22 protein-coding genes are annotated in these 20077 nt (G+C 65.9%); 15 read left to right on the top strand and 7 right to left on the bottom strand.

The annotated features are described in order from the left end of the window. Positions 1-77: 77 nt before the first annotated feature. A complete protein-coding gene (locus Q9Q95_RS15110; RefSeq protein ID WP_306097967.1) occupies positions 78-260 on the top strand; it encodes a hypothetical protein in 183 nt (60 codons plus the stop codon). Next, the gene (locus Q9Q95_RS15105; protein WP_306097966.1) at positions 257-571 is read left to right on the top strand and encodes a hypothetical protein; all 315 of its coding nucleotides are present in this window, start codon (positions 257-259) and stop codon (positions 569-571) included. The genes Q9Q95_RS15110 and Q9Q95_RS15105 overlap by 4 nt, the downstream gene beginning before the upstream one ends. Here Q9Q95_RS15105 and Q9Q95_RS15100 read toward each other — a convergent pair. The 5 genes from Q9Q95_RS15100 to Q9Q95_RS15080 all read right to left on the bottom strand — a co-directional run bounded on the left by Q9Q95_RS15100 (position 568) and on the right by Q9Q95_RS15080 (position 5593). After that, complete coding sequence (locus Q9Q95_RS15100) at positions 568-1410, bottom strand: hypothetical protein (protein ID WP_306097965.1); 843 nt, start codon at positions 1408-1410, stop codon at positions 568-570. The genes Q9Q95_RS15105 and Q9Q95_RS15100 overlap by 4 nt on opposite strands. Beyond that, positions 1407-2648: a TIGR04063 family PEP-CTERM/XrtA system glycosyltransferase gene (locus tag Q9Q95_RS15095; RefSeq protein ID WP_306097964.1), complete on the bottom strand. Its 1242-nt coding sequence runs from the start codon at positions 2646-2648 to the stop codon at positions 1407-1409. The genes Q9Q95_RS15100 and Q9Q95_RS15095 overlap by 4 nt, the downstream gene beginning before the upstream one ends. Positions 2649-3090: 442 nt before the next feature. Further along, complete coding sequence (locus tag Q9Q95_RS15090) at positions 3091-4581, bottom strand: serine hydrolase (protein WP_306097963.1); 1491 nt, start codon at positions 4579-4581, stop codon at positions 3091-3093. Between the two features lie 95 nt (positions 4582-4676). Next, positions 4677-5324 (bottom strand): hypothetical protein, encoded by a 648-nt coding sequence (locus Q9Q95_RS15085; protein WP_306097962.1) that lies wholly within the window; start codon positions 5322-5324, stop codon positions 4677-4679. Continuing rightward, positions 5321-5593 (bottom strand): PadR family transcriptional regulator, encoded by a 273-nt coding sequence (locus Q9Q95_RS15080; RefSeq protein ID WP_306097961.1) that lies wholly within the window; start codon positions 5591-5593, stop codon positions 5321-5323. The genes Q9Q95_RS15085 and Q9Q95_RS15080 overlap by 4 nt, the downstream gene beginning before the upstream one ends. 584 nt (positions 5594-6177) lie before the next feature. Here Q9Q95_RS15080 and Q9Q95_RS15075 point away from each other — a divergent pair. The 4 genes from Q9Q95_RS15075 (at position 6178) to Q9Q95_RS15060 (ending at position 10649) form a co-directional block, all read left to right on the top strand. Continuing rightward, positions 6178-7476 carry a hypothetical protein gene (locus Q9Q95_RS15075; RefSeq protein WP_306097960.1) on the top strand — a complete coding sequence of 433 codons (1299 nt, stop codon included), beginning with the start codon at positions 6178-6180 and terminating at the stop codon, positions 7474-7476. Positions 7477-8072: 596 nt separating this feature from the next. Next, positions 8073-8225, top strand: a complete 153-nt coding sequence (locus Q9Q95_RS15070) for a hypothetical protein (RefSeq protein ID WP_306097959.1) — start codon at positions 8073-8075, stop codon at positions 8223-8225. Next, on the top strand, positions 8218-9567 hold the full coding sequence (locus Q9Q95_RS15065) for a putative O-glycosylation ligase, exosortase A system-associated (RefSeq protein ID WP_306097958.1): 1350 nt from the start codon (positions 8218-8220) through the stop codon (positions 9565-9567). The genes Q9Q95_RS15070 and Q9Q95_RS15065 overlap by 8 nt, the downstream gene beginning before the upstream one ends. After that, entirely contained in the window at positions 9564-10649 is a 1086-nt protein-coding gene (locus Q9Q95_RS15060) for an acyltransferase (RefSeq protein ID WP_306097957.1), read from the top strand. Before Q9Q95_RS15065 ends, Q9Q95_RS15060 begins: the two co-directional genes overlap by 4 nt. Here Q9Q95_RS15060 and Q9Q95_RS15055 read toward each other — a convergent pair. After that, on the bottom strand, positions 10609-11163 hold the full coding sequence (locus tag Q9Q95_RS15055; protein WP_306097956.1) for a type 1 glutamine amidotransferase domain-containing protein: 555 nt from the start codon (positions 11161-11163) through the stop codon (positions 10609-10611). The two genes, Q9Q95_RS15060 and Q9Q95_RS15055, sit on opposite strands and share 41 nt — an antisense overlap. 114 nt (positions 11164-11277) lie before the next feature. On the opposite strand from Q9Q95_RS15055, the gene Q9Q95_RS15050 reads away from it, so the two are divergent. The 9 genes from Q9Q95_RS15050 to Q9Q95_RS15010 all read left to right on the top strand — a co-directional run bounded on the left by Q9Q95_RS15050 (position 11278) and on the right by Q9Q95_RS15010 (position 18456). Beyond that, positions 11278-12291 carry a DNA topoisomerase IB gene (locus Q9Q95_RS15050; protein ID WP_306097955.1) on the top strand — a complete coding sequence of 338 codons (1014 nt, stop codon included), beginning with the start codon at positions 11278-11280 and terminating at the stop codon, positions 12289-12291. Positions 12292-12298: 7 nt separating this feature from the next. Then, on the top strand, positions 12299-13420 hold the full coding sequence (locus Q9Q95_RS15045; RefSeq protein WP_306097954.1) for a mechanosensitive ion channel family protein: 1122 nt from the start codon (positions 12299-12301) through the stop codon (positions 13418-13420). Positions 13421-13422: 2 nt separating this feature from the next. Continuing rightward, a complete protein-coding gene (locus Q9Q95_RS15040) occupies positions 13423-13800 on the top strand; it encodes a VOC family protein (RefSeq protein WP_306097953.1) in 378 nt (125 codons plus the stop codon). 228 nt (positions 13801-14028) lie between these two features. Beyond that, on the top strand, positions 14029-14460 hold the full coding sequence (locus Q9Q95_RS15035; RefSeq protein ID WP_306098065.1) for a MaoC family dehydratase: 432 nt from the start codon (positions 14029-14031) through the stop codon (positions 14458-14460). Between the two features lie 152 nt (positions 14461-14612). Continuing rightward, positions 14613-15791, top strand: a complete 1179-nt coding sequence (locus Q9Q95_RS15030; RefSeq protein WP_306097952.1) for an acetyl-CoA C-acyltransferase — start codon at positions 14613-14615, stop codon at positions 15789-15791. Continuing rightward, complete coding sequence (locus tag Q9Q95_RS15025) at positions 15788-16342, top strand: SMI1/KNR4 family protein (RefSeq protein WP_306097951.1); 555 nt, start codon at positions 15788-15790, stop codon at positions 16340-16342. The genes Q9Q95_RS15030 and Q9Q95_RS15025 overlap by 4 nt, the downstream gene beginning before the upstream one ends. Before the next feature lie 223 nt (positions 16343-16565). Further along, positions 16566-17516, top strand: a complete 951-nt coding sequence (locus Q9Q95_RS15020) for an ROK family protein (protein ID WP_306097950.1) — start codon at positions 16566-16568, stop codon at positions 17514-17516. A gap of 45 nt (positions 17517-17561) precedes the next feature. Continuing rightward, positions 17562-18044 (top strand): pyridoxamine 5'-phosphate oxidase family protein, encoded by a 483-nt coding sequence (locus tag Q9Q95_RS15015; protein ID WP_306097949.1) that lies wholly within the window; start codon positions 17562-17564, stop codon positions 18042-18044. Between the two features lie 43 nt (positions 18045-18087). Then, the gene (locus tag Q9Q95_RS15010; protein WP_306097948.1) at positions 18088-18456 is read left to right on the top strand and encodes a YkvA family protein; all 369 of its coding nucleotides are present in this window, start codon (positions 18088-18090) and stop codon (positions 18454-18456) included. A gap of 134 nt (positions 18457-18590) precedes the next feature. Here the strand turns inward: Q9Q95_RS15010 and Q9Q95_RS15005 are convergent, their stop codons facing one another. Continuing rightward, on the bottom strand, positions 18591-19823 hold the full coding sequence (locus Q9Q95_RS15005) for a polyhydroxyalkanoate depolymerase (protein WP_306097947.1): 1233 nt from the start codon (positions 19821-19823) through the stop codon (positions 18591-18593). Positions 19824-20077: the final 254 nt, after the last annotated feature.

The following is a 20077-nucleotide window of genomic DNA, read 5'->3' as shown; positions in this document are numbered from 1 at the left end:
AGGATTTTTCCTAGACAAGTAGGAAATGAAGAACAAAACAGGATCATAATCAGCGACTCGCACAGGAGAAGTGCCCCATGTCGGTGCATCGCAAGATCGAGAAGTTCCTGCGGCGGACGGAGATGCCCGCCACCAAATTCGGCAAGCTGGCGCTGGGCGACCCCCGGCTGGTCTTCGACCTGCGCAACGGCCGCGAGTTGCGCCCGCCCACGGTCGCACGGCTGGAGGCCTTCCTCGCCGCACAGGAGGCCGGGCGATGAGCCGGGGCCCCGACGCGGCGACCCAGCTCGAACGCGCATTGCTCGCCGCGGCGGCGGCGGCGGGCTGCCCGGTCGCGATCGCCACCGCCGACTGGACTCGCTGGACCAGCGCCACCTTCACCGGCGCGCGGCATGCGCTGACGCTCGTCGCGCCGCCGAGCCCGATGCTCGATTGCTGGCTGGTCGGCCTGAACGAGGCCGAATTCGCGCTACGCGGCTATCTTGTCGCCGACATCGATGTCGTCCGGATGACGCGCGAGGGCGACACGGTAACGGTCGCGCTCGAGGCGCTCACCGTCGAGGAGCGCTAGGCCCGCTGGGCGAGATTACGGAGCGTCACCAGCGTGTCCTCGAAGCCGCGCGGCTTCGCGCGGCGCTCGACGCGCGGCGGGGTCAGCGGCAAGGGCGCCGCGGTCGTCTTGCGCACCACGCCGCGCTCGAGACGCTCGAGCAGCGCATGGACGGTCGCCTCGGTCTCGGGCCGGGTGATCGCCTCTTCGCGCGGCGCCGGCTCGGGATCGTCGACGACGAGCGAAGGCCGGGGCCCGACCGGAGTGAGTTCGAAAGTCTCGAAGCGCTCGCTCGCGTCGAACACCGGCGGTCGCGATGCGTGGCGCAGCGGCGGCGGCGTCACCGGCGCGGGCATCGGCACGTCGGGCACCGCTTCGGGATCGAAGGCCGACAGCGGCTGATCGAGGTCCTTGGGCAAAGCGCGCTCGACCGGGCCGGCAGGCACCGCGACCACGACCGGCGCAGGTTCCACGACAGGCCGCGGATCGAAGGGCGCGCCCAGATCGCGGGTGGCGAGCAAGGGCGGGCGCGGCGGCGCGTCGGGATGCGCGTCGGCACGGCGGATCACCGGCGTCACGATGGCGTCGGACGCGTCGTCGTCCGCCTGAAGAATGGAGGAGCGCGGCCCGAGCGTCAGCGCGAGGCCGAACCAGCCGAACAGCCCGACAAAGCCCCCCGATCCCAACGCGATCGCGGCGCGCGCAGTGAAGCCGAGCGGCGGCTCGGCCGCGGCGAGGATCGCGGGAAGGCCGCTGCCCATCACGAGCGCTTCGAGCACCGGCATCGGCACCGCCAGCGCGGCAAGCGCGACGCCGCCGCCCAGCGCGCCGGCGATGACGGGCGTGCCGGGCAGATTCATGCGTTCACCAGAGAAGCGTGCGACCGCGAGTCGTTCATGAGGCGAGACCCTGTCAGATTCTGGTAAACAGATTGATAGCGCGCGACGTTGACCGCCCAGTTGCGCTCTTCCTCGACAAAGCCGCGCGCCCGCGCCCGCCGGGCATCCCATTGGTCGCGATCGGCGAACAGCCGCGCCACCGCGCCGGCGAGCGCCGACGGATCGTCGGGCGCGAACAGGGTGCCGGTGTCGCCGTCGCGGATCAGTTCGCGGTGCCCGCCGACATCCGACGCCGCCACCAGCCGCCGCTGCGCCATCGCCTCGAGCGGCTTGAGCGGAGTGACCAGATCGGTGAGGCGCATCCGCTTGCGCGGATAGACCAGCACGTCGATCACGCTGTAATAGCGCTCGACTTCCTGATGCGGCACGCGGCCGACGAAATGCACGCGATCCGCCACCGGGGACGCCGCGGCCCGCGCCCGCAGCGCCGCGTCCATCGGCCCGCCGCCGACGAGGATCAGCCGGATCGAGGGGCGCGCCGCGATCAGCGCGGGCATCGCATCGATCAGCCCGTCGAGCCCTTCATAATCGTAGAAGCTGCCGATGAATCCGATCGTCTCGGCGCCCGCGATGCCGAGCTCGCGCGCGAGCGCCCGATCCCGGGCCGGCGGCTCGCCGAACAGCGCGAGATCGACGCCGTTGGGCGAGACGAAGATCTTGCCTGCGTCGATCCCGCGCGCGACGAGGTCGCGCTTGAGGCCATCGCAGATCACCGCCACCGAATCGGCCTTGCGCACCGCGCGCGTCTCCAGCGCGCGGATCGCGCGATATTTCAGGCTGCCCTCGCGCCCGGTGCCGTTGCCGACCGCGGCATCCTCCCAGAAAGCGCGGATCTCATAGACCAAAGGCAGGCCGAGCCGGTCCGCCACGCGCTGTGCCGCCATCGCATCGAGCACCGGCGAATGGGCGTGGAGGACGTCCGGCCGCCACTTGCGCGCCACATCTTCGATCCGCCGCGCGAATGCCGCGACTTCGCGCAGCTCGCCGAGCACCGGCGGTCCCGAATTCACCCGCGGCGTGCGGTGGAAGCGGATCCCGTCGATCGTCTCCTCGTCGGCGTCGAACTTGCCGTGCCGGCACCCGGTCACCGCCGCGACGTCCCACCCCCGCGCCATCTGCGCCTTGAGGATCGCCCGGGTGCGGAAGGTATAGCCGCTGTGGAGCGGCAGGCCGTGATCGAGGACATGGAGGATCCGCATGCTCCCTCCCCTGCCACGCGACCACTTAACGCCGCGTCAACCGGATCGTACGCGGACGCCGGATGCCGACGGCCGACACCTGAGTTGTGATCGTCGCCGCGAACGTGCACTGCACCGGCATGGATGTTGGTGAGGGCAAGGCGCGGCGGGTGGCCGACGAAGGTGATGCGGCGCAAGCGCGTGCTTCGTCGAAATGAACAGTCAATACGGCCCGATAAGCAGCCTGCTCCTCGCGATCGGCTGGGGTGTCGTGTTCGTCCTCCGCGTGCGGCACGCGATACGCAATCGCAAGCGGGTGCGTCCGCCGCGACGCAAGCGAAAGTGACACCCTGTTTCTCTCTCGGGATTGCTCGGACCGGCTCTCGAGACAGGGCGAGCGAATACCGCGGAACGCGTCGCCGTTCGCGATACGCCGTCAGCGCCGCCTTCCAGGCCGCGAGGCCTATGGCTTCGAACGGACGAGTTTGATCGGCGGGCCGCCCTCGACGATGTCGAAGCTCGAATAATCGGGCGCGAACTCCGCGACGATTCCGGTTGCGTCCGAGAAAAAGCGCGTCGCCGAGAGCGCGACCAGTCGTTCGGCATGCGGTCCGCCCGTGTCGGCGAAGAGCCCCTCGGCTCGCGCCTCGAGGACGACCGAAAGCCCGCCCCCGGCGAAGGTGCCCGCAACCCGCTCGAGCTGGGCGTGCGTCAACATTTTCGCCGCGACGGCGGGCGCGGCGATGTCGGTCCAGCCATAATCGGTCGCGATCGCGCGGACGATTTCGTCGATCAGCCTTCTGCTTTGGCCGCTATTGGCGAGAACCACGATGCCGTCGCCTCCGTCGACATAGGCGATCATGGAAGACTGGAAGCCTTCGTTCAGTCCGTCATGTCCGAAGCGTCGGGCGCCGTTCGAATAGAGCGCCGCGCCCATGCCCCAATTGCCCATGACCGGCGTCAGCATCGCACGCGCCATCGCCGGCGACAGACGGTGGCCTTCCCCGCCTGCCGCGGCCGCCTGCACGTCGATCAGCAGTCGCGCGAGATCGGCCGCGTTCGTCCACAGCCCCGCGGCGGCGAGCTCGGGATAGACATGAAATCTGCCGGGTATCGGAACGCCCCCGGCATGCGCGGAGGCGATGTCGGCGAGGATCGTCGCGGACGGCGGCTGCGCATAGGCGCTGCGCGTCATCCCGAGCGGGTCGAACAGTTCGCGCTGCGCGAGCATCTCGAAAGGGGTCCCGCTCACGTCCGACAGCGCGAGCTGGGTCAGCACGTAACCGCCGCCCGAATAGGTCCATTGCCCGCCCGCAGGCTGGGTGCTGCGTACGGCTCCGCTATTGGCCGGCGGCGTGCCGTCGAGAATCTGTGCGGGCGTCGGCAAGTCCGCGTCGGGCGTGTATCCGGCGAAGCCATGGATCCCGAGCCCGGCAGTGTGGCTCAGCAACTGGCGAAGCGTCACGCCGTCGGGTGCGCGCTCCGGATCGCGGGGCAGCTGCCACGAACGCAGGAACCGGTTGATGTCCCGGTCGAGCCCGAGCTTCCCCTGCTCGACCAGCCGCAGCGCGATGACCGCGGTGGCGAGCTTGCTGATCGATGCCGCCTGAAACGCGGTATCCGGCGTGACCGGCGCGCAACTGGCGGTATCGCGCAAGCCCCAGCCCCGCGCCCATGCCAGCTTGCCGCGGTGAATGACCGCCACGCTGATCCCCGGCACGTTATAGGCGCGCATCCGCTCGGCCAGGCTATGGGGCCTGGCGCCCGGCTGGACCACCGGCGGATTGAGGTTCGCCTCGACGAACCGGCTATGCGCATTGCTCGGTCCGCCGGCTGCCGCGGCCGGAACCGGGCAGCGCGGTTCGCCGGGCTGCGCAACGGCATTGCCGCAGGCGATCAGCGCGGCGGCCGCACCGAGGCAAAGCGCGATCGAGCGGGGACGAGGACTGGGCATGCGGCGTCTCTCCTGTTTCTCTCAGGGCAAGGTTTGCGATCGTGCGCTTGCAAAGGCGGTGCCGGCGAGAGCGATTGCCGGCAGCGGCATTCGATTCAGGAACCCGGATCTTCCGCCGGGACCGGGCGAAAGAGCTGCGCGTGCCACCGCATCACGACCGACAAAGTCGCCAGCTCGATCGCCAGAATTGCCGCCTGCAGCACCGCCTGCGTGCTGTCGAGGAAGAGCGTGCCCATGAAGAGGATGAGCGTCGCAGCGGCCGCCAGCGTGAGCATGCCCGCGCGCCTGACGCGCGGCCAGTCCCGCTCCAGCATCGCCCAGGCAATGCGAAGATGCCCGAGCGCGAGCAAGAGCAGGAGAAGCGAGAGCGAAGGCACGGCCGCCTGATAGACGCCGCGCAGCAGGGCTTCCTGCGCGCCCCCTTGCAGCAGCGCGCCGCGAAGCCCGCTCTGCCCTGCATAGAGATAGGGAAGGCCGAGCACCGCGCATCCGATTTGAAGGGTGGCCATCGGCAGCATCAGGCCGAGCGCCAGCGCGTAGCTCGTCAGGACGAAGCGGCCTTCCTCCCGCGTCAGCATCTCCCGTCCGGCTGCCGCAAGGCAGCCGATCGCGAACAGCAGCGGTTTTCCGTCCGCCGCCGCCGCCTCGAACTCGACCTGCATGGCAAGCGACCATTGCCGGCGGCTTTCGCCGAGGCAACAAACGGCCAGCGCCATCACCGCGCGCGCCACCGCCATCTTCATGCGAGCGCTCCGCCGAAAGGGAAGGTCCCACGATCGCCGGACACCTCCAGCGCCAACGCGAAACCGGCAGCGGTCAGCCGGTACGCGTGGCGCGCAGGCCGGCCGGGCTGCGAAGGCTCTCGCCATTCGGCCTCGACGAGCCCCTGCTCGGTCATCCGCATCAGCAGCGGGTACAGCGTGCCGGACGAGAGGCCCGTCTCCTTCATCAGATCATATCCATGCCGCCATTGCTGACGTTGCGCGGACAGCGCATCGAGGAGGAAGCGCATCTGCTTCGACGGTTGTCGCTTTCGAGCCATGCCCGAATGCAACATATGTAGAGTTAAGCGTCAAGGGCCATTGTAGCCGGACGCTTCACCGGCGGGCGCTCGGGGACAGCTGGATCGTTCAAGATCATCGGCCGCGCCCGCGCGGCTGCCTGACCGGGCAGCAGCCGTCGGTGCCTTCGCCGCCAAAGCCACCGCTCGGCCAACCACCCGATCTCCGACATTCGCCGGGACAATAGCATGCGCCAAGTGGGTGGACGCCCCAATGTTTGTCATACGAGCCGATCCGCGTTCACGGACAGCAGTCTCGGCTTCAGGATCCGTCATGCGAACTGGGCCTGAAGTTAATCATATCCTAAACAGCAATAGCACGAAGCATGGCTGCTAGCTACATCCTTCCACCGGCGAATGCTCCATATAAATTATCACGTCAAATCATCTTACAACTTCTGAGAATCCGTGTAACTATCTCCAGATCGCATAGGAAGGGACAAATGGTCACACGGCGGTCGGTGTTCATATCTGTGGTTGGTGGAGCCACGATCGGAGGGTTGCTATCTGCATGTTCATCCGGAACTGAGGAAAACATGGACACCGACGTTTCCAACCGTTCAACGGATGGGGCAATTGGGAGTCCAACTTTCGACGCCGATCATCAGGCCTTGGTCGTGCCTGCGAGTCACTCGCCGATGAAGTCTTCACGAGTGGCGCCTGAGCCAGTTCGCCAACTTGGCCTAGGTTTTGACAGCGCGTTCGGGGAGGAGATGCGCCACATGGTATCTGGCGAAGCGGTCGAAACCACAGTTGTGGCTCACGAGGACTACCGGCCGAATACGCTTAGATATCACATGACTGAGACCCAGGAGGAGTTCAACTCAGTCATAAGCAGATCCGCCAAGGCAAAAGGGCGATACGGCCTCTTCAAGAGCGGCGGCAAGTTTGCTAGCAGTAACGATGTGACAACGGATAGTTACTCTATTAACATATGCGCTATAGTTAAAAAGTATCGTAAGGCAATTTATATTAAACCAGAGACGGCGGCGCTTTCGCCGGAAGCAGAGAAAATTCTGCGTCGAAATCATCGCGATCATGATCGCCTTCTTCATCAGTTTGGAGATACCTATATTTCGCATCTCATACCGGCGTCTGAATTGTTAATTGATATGAAATTTTCCACACGATCGCGCCAAGACAAGAGTGACCTAAAAGGTTCCCTTTCCGCGTCCTACGGCAAGCTAGTGAGTGGTAAAGCGTCCTACGCTGAAATCGTGCAATCCGCGCAGTCGCACAAGCAGGTGGAGATCAGCATCTCTGGGCTCGACGCTTCGGGCGTGCCTCGCGCCTACACGGCTGAAGAAGCGCAGCGGATCATAGCAGACTTTCTCGGAGACGACTCGAGGGCGTCTTATGCGACTGCGATAGGCTATACTCCGATTGATCGACTCTCACTCAGAGGGAGCCCACTTAATTTCGTAAATAACAGGGAGCTGTTGAAGCGGCATCAATTCGTGGATGAGGTAGAGATCACCTTTGCCTATCTCGACAACGCGATCCGAGATGCGGCGTACGTGGCAGCGAACCCGGACGAGTTTGATCAGGCCACCGTTCAACGTGCTGCGGCAGACCGCGACGCTATTATGCAGGCTCATAGCCGCGTTACGGACGCGGCTTTGGAGGCACATGCGGCTTACCGAGATGGAGATATGGACGAAAAGATGTTCGATCGCCCTCGGATTAGCGGCATGCGCCCAGCTCTCAGCTCCTACGTTCAACGCGACCGGGCGGCAAGTCAGCCAGCACCTCCGCCTGCCGCTCGGCCGGTACCTAGGCCTCAGCCCAGAGGCGGCGGGTGCAACGGCAGCTGCGCTGGGGGTGGCAAATTTTAATAGCTATCTCCCTAAGACCGTCAGACTCACGAAAGAGCAAATCGGCGCGGTCGACCGGATCTCAGCGCATTGTTTCGGCTCGACCGGTCGAACAAGCGTCCGCTTAGACTGGCGTGTGTCTTGATAGGTGCCTGCCAGCAAACCACTCACTTCCCACCGTTCGAAGCGCGGGCGCGGATCGCTTCGCCGGCGAGGATACCCTGCCCTTGCAATATAGGATTTCGCCTGCTTCCGTAGCCCTCGGCGCGGCCCGGCCGAGCCCTTTGACATCGTCGGACCGATTCCCCGCATCCGCCGTCAGGCAATGCGCGCAGGCGTGGCCCCGGCGTCGCCAAGCCGGCGCCTCATGGTCGCGTCGTCGACGCCGGGGCGTCGCGTCGACCGGATGCCGCCCAATGCAGCTCGAACATTCGTTCGGGAGATCAGCAACTTGCCCGAACTTGCTACGCAGAGGATCCGCGCCGGGCAGACATTTTGACAACTTCCGGCGAAGACTCCCGATCGATCGCGCGATCCGCGCCGGCCGTCGCCCTAGTTTACGCCCCATCAACCGAACCCCGCTACACCGCGTGCCGGAAGGAGCGCCGCGGGCTGACATGATCGACAATCTATCGCTCGGGCTCTCGCATGGGCTGATGCTGCTCGCGGCGTTCCTGCTGCTGCGCCGCCCCGATCTCGATCGCGAGCCCGGGCCGAACGACCAGCCCGCCACTCCGAAGAAAAGCCGCTGGGGCAAGCCCGGTGCGTGATCTCGCCTTCATCGCATTTCTGGCGGCCTTGCTGGCGACCGGGTTTCGCCGGCCGTTCCTGTTCGTGCTCGCTTACGCCTATATCGACATCGTCTCGCCCCAGCGGCTGACCTATTTGCTGCTCAATTCGGTGCCGATCTCGATGATCGCCGTCGCGCTGGCGGTCGCGGGCTGGTTCGTCTTCGACGACAAGAAGGACGTCCGCGTCGCCCCGCGCCAGTTCCTGATCGTGCTGCTGCTCGGCTATTGCTTCTACACCACGCTCCACGCCGATTTCCCGCTCGAGGCGAAGGACAAATGGGAATGGGTGTGGAAGGCGCTCGCCTTCGCCGCCTTCCTGCCGCTGACCCTGCGCACCCGGCTGCGGCTCGAATCCTTGCTGCTGTTCATGGTGCTGTCGGCCGCGTCGATCATCATCGTCGGCGGGATCAAGACCGTCGGGTCGGGCGGCGGCTATGGCGAGCTCAATTTGATGGTGACCAACAATTCGGGCCTGTACGAAGGCTCTACCATCTCCACCGTGGCGATCGCGATCATCCCGCTGATCGTCTGGTTCACCCGCCACGGCACGATCTTCGCCCCCGACTGGCGGGTGAAGACCTTCTGCTACGCCCTGGTCTTCGCCTGCCTGCTGATCCCGGTCGGCACCTCGACCCGCACCGGATTGCTCTGCATCGGGCTGCTCGCCTTGCTGATGATCCGCGATACGAAGCGCAAGTTCGTCTATCTCGCCGCTCTGGGCTGTCTCGGGCTCGCCGCGGTGCCCTTCCTCCCCTCCTCGTTCACCGAGCGGATGGGGACGATCAAGACCTATCAGGCCGATGCCTCGGCCTCGACGCGGCTCGCCGTGTGGCAATGGACGATGGACTATGTGAAGACCCACCCGATGGGCGGCGGGTTCGAGGCCTATCGCCAGAACCAGATCCGCTACGAGAAGGTCGCGGTGACCGAGGATGGCGGCCAGGCCAAGGTCGATCGCAGCCTCGAGGTCGACAAGGCGCGCGCCTATCACAGCGCCTATTTCGAAATGCTCGGCGAGCAGGGCTATCCCGGCCTCGCGATCTGGCTGCTGATCAATTTGGCCGGACTGTTCCGCATGGAAGTGCTGCGCCGCCGCTATCGCAAGCCCGAGCCCGGGCAGGAATGGATCGCGCCGCTGGCCTCGGCGCTGCAGAGCGCGCACGTCATCTACCTGCTCGGCGCGGTGTTCATCGCGATCGCCTTCCAGCCCTTCGTCTATATGCTGATCGGCGCGCAGATCGGGCTCGACACCTATTGCGCCCGCAAGCGCGCCGAGAGTGCGTGGCGGCCGCTGCGCAAGCCCAGGGCCGCGCTCGCGTGAAGACCGAGCTGCGGGCGCTCACCGCGGCGCGCGGAATCGCGGCGTGGCTGGTGGTGCTGTTCCACATCCGCCAGTCGCTGCCTGCCCTGCCCGGCCCGATCGGCGCGGTGCTCGACAAGGGCTATCTCGCGGTCGACTTCTTCTTCCTGCTCTCGGGCTTCGTCATCTGGATCAGCTGGTCGGAGCGGTTGCGCGGCGGCGGCCCGGCGGCGATCCCCGAATTCCTCCGGCGCCGCATCGCCCGGATCTGGCCGCTGCACCTCGTCATGCTCGGCTTCGGCCTGTGCCTCGCGCTCGCACTCGCGGCGACCGGCCGCGAGACCCCGCAATTCCCGCTCGCCGAACTGCCGCTGCATTTGGCTCTGCTCCAGAATTGGGGTTTCACATCGGAACTCGCGTGGAACGACCCGGCCTGGTCGATCTCGTGCGAGCTCGCCGCCTATCTGTTGTTCCCGCTGCTAGTCCTGACGATCGACTGGCGCCGGGTGCCCACCCCCGCGATCCTCGCCGCGCTCGCCGCATTGCTGATGCTGCTGCAGGTCGTCTTCGCAGCCTATGGCACGATCGGCCTCGGCGAGCGGATCCCGCGGCTCGGGCTGCTCCGCTGCATCCTCGAATTCGCCTGCGGAACCGCGGTCGGCGCGCTGTGGCTGCACTGGCGCGACCGGTGGCGCACCCCGGCGCTGCTCGCTTTCGCATTGGCGGCGCTGCTGCTCGGCGGCTGGATCGCGGGCCCGCTCCCCGAGACGCTGGCGGTCCCCGCCGCCTTCGCCGGCTTGCTGCTCGCCCTCGCGCTCAGCGCCGGGCGGCCGCGCAACCCGCTCGAGGTCGCGCCGCTGCACTATCTCGGCGAGATCAGCTACGCGACCTATCTCAGCCACTTCCTGCTCTGGTTCGCGTTCAAGCTCGCCTTCGTCGACGATCCGGACGCCGTGCGCTGGCCGCTGATCGCCGCCTATCTCGTCTTGGTGCTGGCCAGCTCGGCGGCGCTCTACCACGCGATAGAGCGCCCCGCGCAGCGCTGGCTCAATCGGCTGCCGTTCAGGCGGCCTCGGCGAGCTCCGACTGCAGGCAGTCGATGATCGCGCGATTGAAGGCAGGAATATCGGCGGGCTTGCGGCTGGTGATCAGCTTGCGATCGACCACCACCGGCTCGTCGAGCACGCTGGCGCCGGCATTGGCGAGGTCGGTCCGCACCGACGGCCAGCTCGTCGCGCGGCGTCCGTCGACCACATCGGCCTCGATCAGCAGCCACGGCGCGTGGCAGATCGCCGCGACGATCTTGTCGGCCTCGAAGAATTCGCGGACGATCTCCACCGCGCGCCTGTCCATGCGCAGCTTGTCCGGATTGGCGACTCCGCCGGGCAGCACCAGCGCGTCATAATCGGCGGGCTCGACCTGCACGATCACGGCGTCGGGGGTGATGCTCTCGCCTTTCTCGCCGCCTTTCTCCCCGGTGATCGGGTCGGACGCGAGTGACGCGAGCGTCACTGCGGCGCCCATGTCGAGCAGCGCCTTGCGCGGCTCGAACAGCTCGGATTGTTCGAAACCGTCGGTGGCGAGCATCAGCACGCGCGCCCGGGACAGATCGGCCATATGGGAGGTTCCTCTTATTTCCTGGGGAGTTGGACGCCAAACCTGTGCAACCCCGTGCAGGTTCCGGAACGAAGCGATGGGCCGCGCATTCAGTGCGACAAGCGAGGAGGCCCGATGACGCTCGACGCCATCGTCTATGTCGATGATCAGGAACCGGGCATCACGCGGCGCAAGGTTCGCCACGGCTGGGGCTATTGGGGCCCGGACGGCGAGCGGATCACCGATCGCGACGAAATCGACCGGCTCAACAAGGTCGGCCTGCCCCCGGCCTATGTCGACGCCTGGTTCTGCCCCGATCCCGCCGGCCACATCCAGGCGGTCGGCTGGGACGACAAGGGCCGCAAGCAATATCGCTATCACACCGGCTTCCGCGAGGCGCAGGAGGCGGCGAAGTACGATCGTTGCGCCGGCTTCGGCCATCGCCTGCCCAAGCTTCGCGAACGCGTCGAGGCCGACCTCAAGCTGCGCGGCCTCTGCAAGCAGAAGGCCGTCGCCGCGGTGGTCCGCCTGCTCGATCTCGGCACGATTCGGGTCGGCAACGAGGCCTATGCGCAGGAGAATAAGAGCTTCGGCGCGACGACCTTGCGCAAGCGCCACGTCAAGGTGAAGGGCCAGACGCTCAAGCTCCAGTTCCGCGCCAAATCGGGCAAGCTGCGCGTCATGACGATCACCGACCGGACGCTGTCGAGCTTCGTCAGGCGCTGCCAGGATCTGCCCGGCCAGCACCTGTTCCGCTGGGTCGACGAGGCGGGCGAGAGCCATCCGGTCACCTCGACGGACGTCAATTGCTATATCCGCGAGGCGATGAAGGACGATTTCACCGCCAAGAATTTCCGCACCTGGGGCGCCAGCGTCATCGCCTTCGAGGCGCTCGCCGCCGCGAAATCTTATCTTGGTATCAAATCAATGCTCGAGCCGGTGACCGAGGCGCTGGGCAATACCCCCTCGATCGCGCGCAAATCCTATGTCCATCCGCGGCTGATCGAACTCGCCAGGGACAAGGAGGCGCAGGCCGCGTTCCGCGAGCACTTGCGGCTGCCGCGCGCCACCCGCTACCTCAATCGTTACGAACGCGGTCTGATCGCCTTTCTCGAAGACGAAGCCGCGCCGCAAGCCAAGGCAGCCTGATCTCCGCATGACCAACAAATCCGCCCCCCTTCTTCCCGATGTCGATCTGCGCACGCAGACCGAGACCCTGATCAACGATTCCTGGGCCTGGGCGCATTCGCACTGGCTCAACATCCTGATCGCCACCGGCATCGCCGTGGTCATCGTGCTGGGATTGCATTCGGCGCGCGCATGGGGCTTGCGGCTGTGCAAGCGCGGCGAAGGCGTGGCGAACTGGTATTCGATCCTCGGCCGGGCCGTCGCGAAGACGAGCAACTTCTTCATCCTGATGATCGCGCTGCGGCTGGTGTCGGGCTATGCTGGCGCGCCGCCGATGGTCGAGAGCACGGTCCGCTTCCTGTTCACCATCGCGGCGGTGTTCCAGGCGGCGATCTGGGTCCGCGAAGTCATTTTCGGGCTGGTCGAGCATCGCACGCACGGCGCCGATGCCGGGACCGGCCTCGCGAGCGCGCTCGGCATCATCCGGCTGCTCGTCTCGATCGTTTTGTTCGCGATCGCCCTGGTGATGGTGCTCAGCAATCTGGGCGTCAACGTCACCGGCCTCGTCGCCGGTCTCGGCATCGGCGGCATCGCCATCGGCCTCGCCGCGCAGGGCATTTTCGGCGACCTGATCGCGGCGCTGTCGATCATCTTCGACCGGCCTTTCCGGCTCGGCGACAACATCAAATTCGGGTCGAGCGAAGGCGTGGTCGAGCAGATCGGGCTCAAATCGACCCGGCTGCGCGGCGCGGCGGGCGAATTGCGCATCGTCTCCAACCGTAAATTGCTCGACAACGAGATCCTCAACACCACCGATCGCACCCGCAATCGCTTCAAGTTCATCTTCAACCTCGGCTATGATACCCCGCCCGAAGTGGTCGACACGCTTCCCCGGTTGCTGCGCGAAGCGGTCGAAGGCGAGGGCTATAAGCTCAATCATGGCGGGCTGACCGGGTTCAGCGCCAGCGGGCTCGATTACGATGTCGAGTTCGAGTCGAACGACCGCGATTTCCCGCCCGAGGCGCGCGACAAGGTCGCCGCGGCGATCCTCGCGCGCTTCCGCGAGCACAAGATCACCTTCGCCTATCCGACCCAACTCAACCTGCTGGCGCCCGAACGCCCGGTGCCGCCGATCGAAAAGGAGGAATAACCGTGTTGAAGGACAGCGACAGCGCCGCGATCCTTCCCTGCCGCGACATGGCGGCGGCGAAACGCTTCTACACCGAAACGCTCGGCTTGCCGCTCGCCGAGGATCATGGCGACGTCTTCGCGGTCCGGACCGGCAGCACCCGGCTCAACGTCTACAAGAGCGCTTTTGCCGGCACCAACAAGGCCAATGCCGTGGTCTGGGATGCCGGCGGCGAGGTGGAAGCGATCGCCGCCGATCTGCGCGGCAAGGGCGTCACGCTCGACGAATATCCCGACGGCTTCGACGAGGTCCGCGACGGCGTCCACCGGAAGGGCGACTTCCGCGCAATCTGGTTCCGCGATCCCGACGACAACATCCTCCACGTCAACGGCGGCGGCTGATCCCGGGGACCGCGATTCGCGCTGGCGGCGCGATTTTCGAAGATCGGGTTTGGAGCCACGACGCTTCCTGACGGAAACCGTATAGCGCTCGACGTTACGGCACCCGGCTTTTTCAAATTCGCGGTCGGGTGAGGCTTGCGGCACACCCCGTTGTTTCTCTAGATGGCGGCCGAACGCCATGGAAACCGGCGCGGGGAGACAGCGGTGGACGAGATCACCGTCGAGCAGATGGCCGGGAGCATCGGCACCGAGCGCGTGTCCGATTGGGTCGAGGTGACCCAGACGATGATCGACCGCTTCGCCGAGGCGACCGGCGACCATCAGTTCATCCATGTCGATCCCGAACGCGCGGCGCAGACGCCGTTCGGCGGCACCATCGCGCACGGCTTCCTGTCGCTCTCCTTGATGCCGATGCTCGCCGCGAAGACCGATATGCCGAAGATTCACGGCGTGAAGATGGGCGTCAATTATGGCGGCAACAAAGTCCGCTTCCTGACGCCTGTCCGCTCGGGCAAGCGCGTCCGCGGCCGCTTCAAGCTGCTCAAATTCGCCGAGCGCAAGCCCGGCGTCTGGGAGCAGGTCCAGGAATATGTCCTCGAGATCGAAGGCGAGGACAAACCCGCGCTGATCGCCGAATGGATCGCGCTGGTTTACGTGTGACCTGAGAATCTCCCCTCCCTGCAAAGGAGGGGCCGGGGGTGGGTGCGAGCCGAAGGCGAGCCCACTCCGCCGTAACCAGGCCGACGCTTGCGCGTCGGCACCCACCCCCAGCCCCTCCCTTGCAGGGAGGGGAGCAGAAGAGAGAAGAACCCATGTCTCGCTCCGCAGTCATCGTCTCCACCGCCCGCACCCCGATCGGCCGCGCCTATCGCGGCGCGTTCAACGCGCTCCCCGCCCCCACCCTCGGCAGCCATTCGATCAAGGCCGCGGTCGAGCGCGCCGGGATCGATCCCGCCGAGGTCCAGGACGTGGTGTTCGGCGCCGCGCTCCAGCAGGGCAGCCAGGCCGGCAACATCGCCCGCACCGCGCTGCTCCGCGCGGGCCTGCCCGTCTCGGTCGCCGGCATGTCGGTCGACCGGCAATGCGCCTCGGGGCTGATGGCGATCGCCACCGCCGCCAAGGAGATCATCACCGACAATATGGACATCGCGATCGGTGGCGGCGTCGAATCGATCAGCCTCGTCCAGACTCCGGCGATGCGGGTCGAGCCCGACCGCGAATTGCTCGCGATGCACAACGACATCTACATGCCGATGCTGCAGACCGCCGAGGTCGTCGCCGCGCGCTACGGCATCGGCCGCGATCGTTGCGACGAATATGCCCTCCAGTCGCAGCAGCGCACTGCGGCCGCGCAGGCCGCGGGCAAGTTCGACGACGAGATCGTCCCGGTCACCGCGACGATGAACGTGGTCAACAAGGAGACCAAAGAAGTCACCCAGAAGGAGGTCACGCTCGCGAAGGACGAAGGCAACCGCGCCGACACCACGATCGAGGGGCTGAAAGGCCTCAATCCCGTTCTCCCCAACGGCACCGTCACTGCCGGCAATGCCAGCCAGCTTTCGGACGGCAGCTCGGCTTCGGTGTTGATGGAAGAATCGCTCGCCTCGAAGCGCGGCCTGACGCCGCTCGGCCGCTATGTCGGCATGGCGGTGGCGGGCACCAAGCCCGACGAGATGGGCATCGGCCCGGTCTATGCGATCCCCAAATTGCTCGAGCGCTACAATCTCAAGATGGACGATATCGGGCTGTGGGAGCTCAACGAGGCCTTTGCGGTCCAGGTGCTCTATTGCCAGGACAAGCTCGGCATCCCGGGCGAATTGCTCAACGTCAATGGCGGCGCGATCTCGATCGGCCATCCCTACGGCATGTCGGGTGCGCGGATGACCGGCCATGCGCTGATCGAAGGCAAGCGCCGCGGCGCGAAATATGTCGTGGTGACGATGTGCATCGGCGGCGGCATGGGCGCGGCGGGGCTTTTCGAGGTCCTGTGATCCCTTCTGTCGCCGGCTGGCTGTCGAGATGGGCGGCCGGCTGGCGGCAGCGCCGCGCGATTCGGGCCCGGGTGCGGGCGCAGGAAGAGCGCCGGGCAGATGCGCTCGCGGCCGCGGGGTTGTCTCCGCTCGAACGCTTGCTGTTCTGGTGGGATCGGGACCCTACACCCGACCCTCCGGAACGCGAGATCCGTGCGCTCGAACAACGCTATTCGGTCCGGCTTCCCGAGGACTTTCGCCGCTATCTGCTTGCGGCAATGCCGCACGGCAATGAATGGGACGCCGAAGGCACTCGCTGGTTTCCGTTGGCGGACATCAAATCGCTGCGGGAGGAGTGCGCCGATTGGGACACGGTTTCGGCGCTCGACAGCGACAAGCTCCTCGTCTTCGCCGACTTCCTGATCTGGTGTTATGCCTGGGCCATCGACTGCTCGGATACGGCAAACCGGGGCAGGATCGCGTTGATCACAGGCAACGATCATTATGTCGCCGAAAGCTTCGACGAATTTCTCGACCGCTATCTCCGCGACGACGGCGCGCTGCATCGCTAGCGACCGACAGGCGTCGATCGACCAGCATAATCGAAAATTCACACAGGCCTGTATGCGCGCTTTGCGCGCAACAATCCTTCCCGGGCCGAGCCGCTTGCATAACAAAGCTGCCCTGATTAGCCTTTGACAACGCTGCCATCGAAGTCGTTGTTGTTTCTGTAACAACTGTTAGCGATACCAGCGCCGAGCCTCCGGGAAAGGAGGCCGTGAAGGAGGGGCCGCAATGGCAGGTGACGTGGCATTGGTGGCCGATATCGGCCGCCAGTCGGTTCGATTTGGGCTGACCGGCGGGGACGCCGGGCTGATGCCGCGCGACGTGCGCAAGTTCATGACCGCCGAGCATCCCACCTTCACCAGCGCGCTCGTCTCCTATCTGGGCGGTGTGGGCATGCAGGAGGCACGGCTGCCGAGCGTGCTCGCCGTCGCCGGCGCGGTGCGCGGCGACCTGATCAACCTGACCGGCAGCCGCTGGTACATCTCGCTCTCGGGGGTCGAGGCGGTGCTGCGCGTCCGTCCCCGCGCGCTCAACGAATGCGCCGCCAACGCGCTCGCGCTCACCATGCTGCCGATCTCCGCCTACACGCCGTTGCAGGGGCCGCCGCCGCGGCTGGTCGAGGCGGGCGGCAATTACGTCGTGGTCGGTACCGGCACCGGGCTCGGCGTCGCCGCTTTGGTCACCACGAACGGCAAGCTCGGCGCGCTGCAGACCGAAGCGGGGCATATGTCGCTCGCCGCCAGCACGCCCGACGAGCGCAAGTTCGCAGAATATTGCACGTCCAAAGGCCATCAATTCGACGTCGAAACCCTGCTCAGCGCGCCAGGGCTGCTGCTCGCCTATGAGGCGCTGTCGGGCGGCAAGAAGCTCGAAAAGCCCGAGGACGTCACCCGCAATGTCGGCCGCGATCCGGTGAGCACCGCGGTCGTCCGCATGTTCGTCGAGCATCTCGGCGCGTTCGCCGGCGATCTCGCGCTGGCCTATGGCGCGTGGGACGGGGTGTTTCTCACCGGCGCGATCGCCCGCGCGCTCCACCCGCAACTGATCGATCCCGGCTTCCGCCGCCGGATGGAAGGCAAGGCCGCGTTCCGCCGCCAGCTCTCCGAAGTGCCGGTCGCATTGGTCAACCGGACCGACCTCGAACTGCTCGGCGCCGCCGCGGCGCTGGGGAACGCCTGAACCGCCGCGCCGTTACTCTCCCGAACGCAATCCGGGAGACCTGCCATGGCCGATACCGCCGAACTCAAGAAAGACCTGTGGAAGAAGCTGGCGGACAGCCCGTTCGTGATGATCGGGCTGATCGACAGTCCCGAACACCACATCCCGCTCACCGCCCAGCTCGACGAGGATCAGGTCGACACCCTGTTCTTCTTCATCGGCAAGGACAATCGTCTTGCCCCGGGCGGGCGCGCGATGGCGCATTTCGTCTCGAAGGGGCACGATTATTTCGCCTGCTTCGACGGGACTGCGAAGATCGACAATGATTTCGCGATGATCGACAAATTGTGGAACAGCCATGTCGAGGCATGGTTTCCCGGCGGCAAGGACGATCCCAACCTCGCCTTGCTGCGCTTCGACATCGACAGCGCCGAATTGTGGGAGACCGACATGTCGGTGTCGGGCAAGCTCAAGATGCTGTTCGGCGGCACGATCAAGGGCGGCGAGGAAGGCAGCCACGCGGTTGTGGGCACTACGGCTGAGGGCTAATCCGGAATTGACCGAAGGGGCGCGGCGCGCGAAGTCCTGAGCCATGGGGCCCTCGCTCGCGCACCGCATCCGCACCGAAGCGCACGCCGTGTACCTCGCGGTGCGCGACCCGCGCACACCGCTCTACGCGAAGCTGTTCGGCCTGCTGGTCGCGGCCTATGCGCTGTCGCCGATCGACCTGATCCCCGATTTCATTCCGGTGCTCGGGCTGCTCGACGACGCGATCCTGATTCCGATCGGCATCTGGCTGTTCGAGAAGATGATCGCCCCCGAGCAATTCGCCGAACATCGCGCCAAAGCCGAGATCGCCACGCGCCGCCCGGTCAGCTGGGGCGGCGTGCTGATCGTGGCGACGATCTGGGGGCTGCTGGCGCTGCTCGCGTGGAGCATGCTGGTGACGGCGTATGATTAGGTAAAGCAACATTCCGGTCATCCCGGCCTTGTGCCGGGATCCACCGTGCCGCGACGGAAAGGCTGGAGGCTCCACGCTTTCGCCAAGCCGCCTCATGGACCCCGGCACAAGGCCGGGGTGACAGATTAGCCGATTCAGCCGCTATGCGCGGCAATCCACTGCTCGAGCACCGGCGCGATCCGGTTGCGCCACTTCGATCCGTTGAAGATGCCGTAATGGCCGACTTCGGGCGCCATGTGATATTGCTTGAGCTTCGCCGGCAATTTGTCGGCGATGGTCAGCGCTGCCTTGGTCTGGCCCAGCCCGGAGATGTCGTCGCGCTCGCCTTCGATCGCGAGGATCGCGATGTCGGTGATCGCCGACGGATCGACCCGGCGCCCGCGGTGCAGCATCTCGCCTTTGGGCAGCGCATGGCTCTGGAACACCACGTCGATCGTCTGGAGATAGAATTCGGCGGTCATGTCGCAGACGCTGCGATATTCCTCGTAGAATCGCATCGTCGAATCGGCGCTTTCGCCGTCGCCCTGGACGAGATGTTTGAACATCTCCCAATGGCTGACCATGTGGCTGCCGAGATTCATCGTCATGAAGCCCGCCAGCTGCAGGAAGCCGGGATAGACCCGCCGCCCCGCGCCCGGGTAGGTCGCCGGGATCGTCGCGATCACGTTCTGCGCGAACCAGCTGTGCGGCCGCTCGGTCGCCAGCGTGTTGACCGCGGTCGGCGCCTCGCGGGTGTCGATCGGCCCGCCCATCATGGTGAGCGTCCTCGGCCGATTGGGGTGCTTGTCCGCGCTCATCAGCGCGGCGGCGGCATAGGCCGGAACCGAGGGCTGGCACACCGCCAGCATGTGCGCGCGCGGGTCGCCCTCGGCGCCGATATGCGCGAGGAACGCGACCAGATAATCGATATAATCGTCGAGATCGAAGCGGCCCTCGCTCACCGGCACCAGCTTCGCGTCGCGCCAGTCGGTGATGTAGACGTCGGCGACCGGGAGCATCCGCTCGACCGTGCCGCGCAGCAAAGTGGCATAATGGCCCGACATCGGCGCAACGATCAGCAATTTGGGGCCGCCTTCGACGCCGCTGCGCACGAAGCGCTTCAATTGCCCGAACGGCTTCCGCAGCACGATCTCCTCGCGCACCTCGACCCGCTTGCCCGCGATCGTGGTGAAGTCGAGCCCGAAATCGGGCTTGCCGCGTGGCGCCGAGGCATGGGCGAACACCTCGAGCGCCGAGGCGAGCACCGGGCCCCCGCCGAAATAGGCGAAGGGATTGGCCGGATTGTTGAGCAGCCCCGCGGAGAAATTGGCCCAGGCGCTGGCCCCCGCAAGAAGCGAGCGCTGAATCTCGTACGCGTCGTAGAGCATGCAATTCCTTCCACCGTCACCCGTTGGAACGGCGGCGACTTATCTTACTAATAGAGTGCCCCGTGCTGCGGTGCAACGTTGTCATACCAAATGTTCCAAATATGGAAGCGGTTCCGATTTCAACTCCTCCTCCCCTTGCGGGAGAAGGAAAGGGGCCACGTCGTAGGCGTGGGAAGGATGAGGGGGACGTTGGTCAAGACGCACGTCCCCTCACCCTTCCGCCGATTTCATCGGCTCCCTCCCGCATCAGGTAA

Source organism: Sphingomonas sp. DG1-23, from assembly GCF_030730875.1.
In the GTDB taxonomy this organism is placed as follows: domain Bacteria; phylum Pseudomonadota; class Alphaproteobacteria; order Sphingomonadales; family Sphingomonadaceae; genus Sphingomonas.
The sequence above is the reverse complement of the archived record's forward strand: the minus strand, read 5'-3'. Positions and strand labels throughout refer to the sequence as shown.

What these genes read in the sequence shown, in the direction of transcription:
- Q9Q95_RS15110 (WP_306097967.1), top strand. Translation starts at nt 78, where the DNA reads ATGTCGGTGCATCGCAAGATCGAGAAGTTCCTGCGGCGGACGGAGATG.
- Q9Q95_RS15105 (WP_306097966.1), top strand. Translation starts at nt 257, where the DNA reads ATGAGCCGGGGCCCCGACGCGGCGACCCAGCTCGAACGCGCATTGCTC.
- Q9Q95_RS15100 (WP_306097965.1), bottom strand. Translation starts at nt 1,410, where the DNA reads ATGAATCTGCCCGGCACGCCCGTCATCGCCGGCGCGCTGGGCGGCGGC.
- Q9Q95_RS15095 (WP_306097964.1), bottom strand. Translation starts at nt 2,648, where the DNA reads ATGCGGATCCTCCATGTCCTCGATCACGGCCTGCCGCTCCACAGCGGC.
- Q9Q95_RS15090 (WP_306097963.1), bottom strand. Translation starts at nt 4,581, where the DNA reads ATGCCCAGTCCTCGTCCCCGCTCGATCGCGCTTTGCCTCGGTGCGGCC.
- Q9Q95_RS15085 (WP_306097962.1), bottom strand. Translation starts at nt 5,324, where the DNA reads ATGAAGATGGCGGTGGCGCGCGCGGTGATGGCGCTGGCCGTTTGTTGC.
- Q9Q95_RS15080 (WP_306097961.1), bottom strand. Translation starts at nt 5,593, where the DNA reads ATGCGCTTCCTCCTCGATGCGCTGTCCGCGCAACGTCAGCAATGGCGG.
- Q9Q95_RS15075 (WP_306097960.1), top strand. Translation starts at nt 6,178, where the DNA reads ATGGACACCGACGTTTCCAACCGTTCAACGGATGGGGCAATTGGGAGT.
- Q9Q95_RS15070 (WP_306097959.1), top strand. Translation starts at nt 8,073, where the DNA reads ATGATCGACAATCTATCGCTCGGGCTCTCGCATGGGCTGATGCTGCTC.
- Q9Q95_RS15055 (WP_306097956.1), bottom strand. Translation starts at nt 11,163, where the DNA reads ATGGCCGATCTGTCCCGGGCGCGCGTGCTGATGCTCGCCACCGACGGT.
- Q9Q95_RS15050 (WP_306097955.1), top strand. Translation starts at nt 11,278, where the DNA reads ATGACGCTCGACGCCATCGTCTATGTCGATGATCAGGAACCGGGCATC.
- Q9Q95_RS15045 (WP_306097954.1), top strand. Translation starts at nt 12,299, where the DNA reads ATGACCAACAAATCCGCCCCCCTTCTTCCCGATGTCGATCTGCGCACG.
- Q9Q95_RS15035 (WP_306098065.1), top strand. Translation starts at nt 14,029, where the DNA reads ATGGCCGGGAGCATCGGCACCGAGCGCGTGTCCGATTGGGTCGAGGTG.
- Q9Q95_RS15030 (WP_306097952.1), top strand. Translation starts at nt 14,613, where the DNA reads ATGTCTCGCTCCGCAGTCATCGTCTCCACCGCCCGCACCCCGATCGGC.
- Q9Q95_RS15020 (WP_306097950.1), top strand. Translation starts at nt 16,566, where the DNA reads ATGGCAGGTGACGTGGCATTGGTGGCCGATATCGGCCGCCAGTCGGTT.
- Q9Q95_RS15015 (WP_306097949.1), top strand. Translation starts at nt 17,562, where the DNA reads ATGGCCGATACCGCCGAACTCAAGAAAGACCTGTGGAAGAAGCTGGCG.
- Q9Q95_RS15010 (WP_306097948.1), top strand. Translation starts at nt 18,088, where the DNA reads ATGGGGCCCTCGCTCGCGCACCGCATCCGCACCGAAGCGCACGCCGTG.
- Q9Q95_RS15005 (WP_306097947.1), bottom strand. Translation starts at nt 19,823, where the DNA reads ATGCTCTACGACGCGTACGAGATTCAGCGCTCGCTTCTTGCGGGGGCC.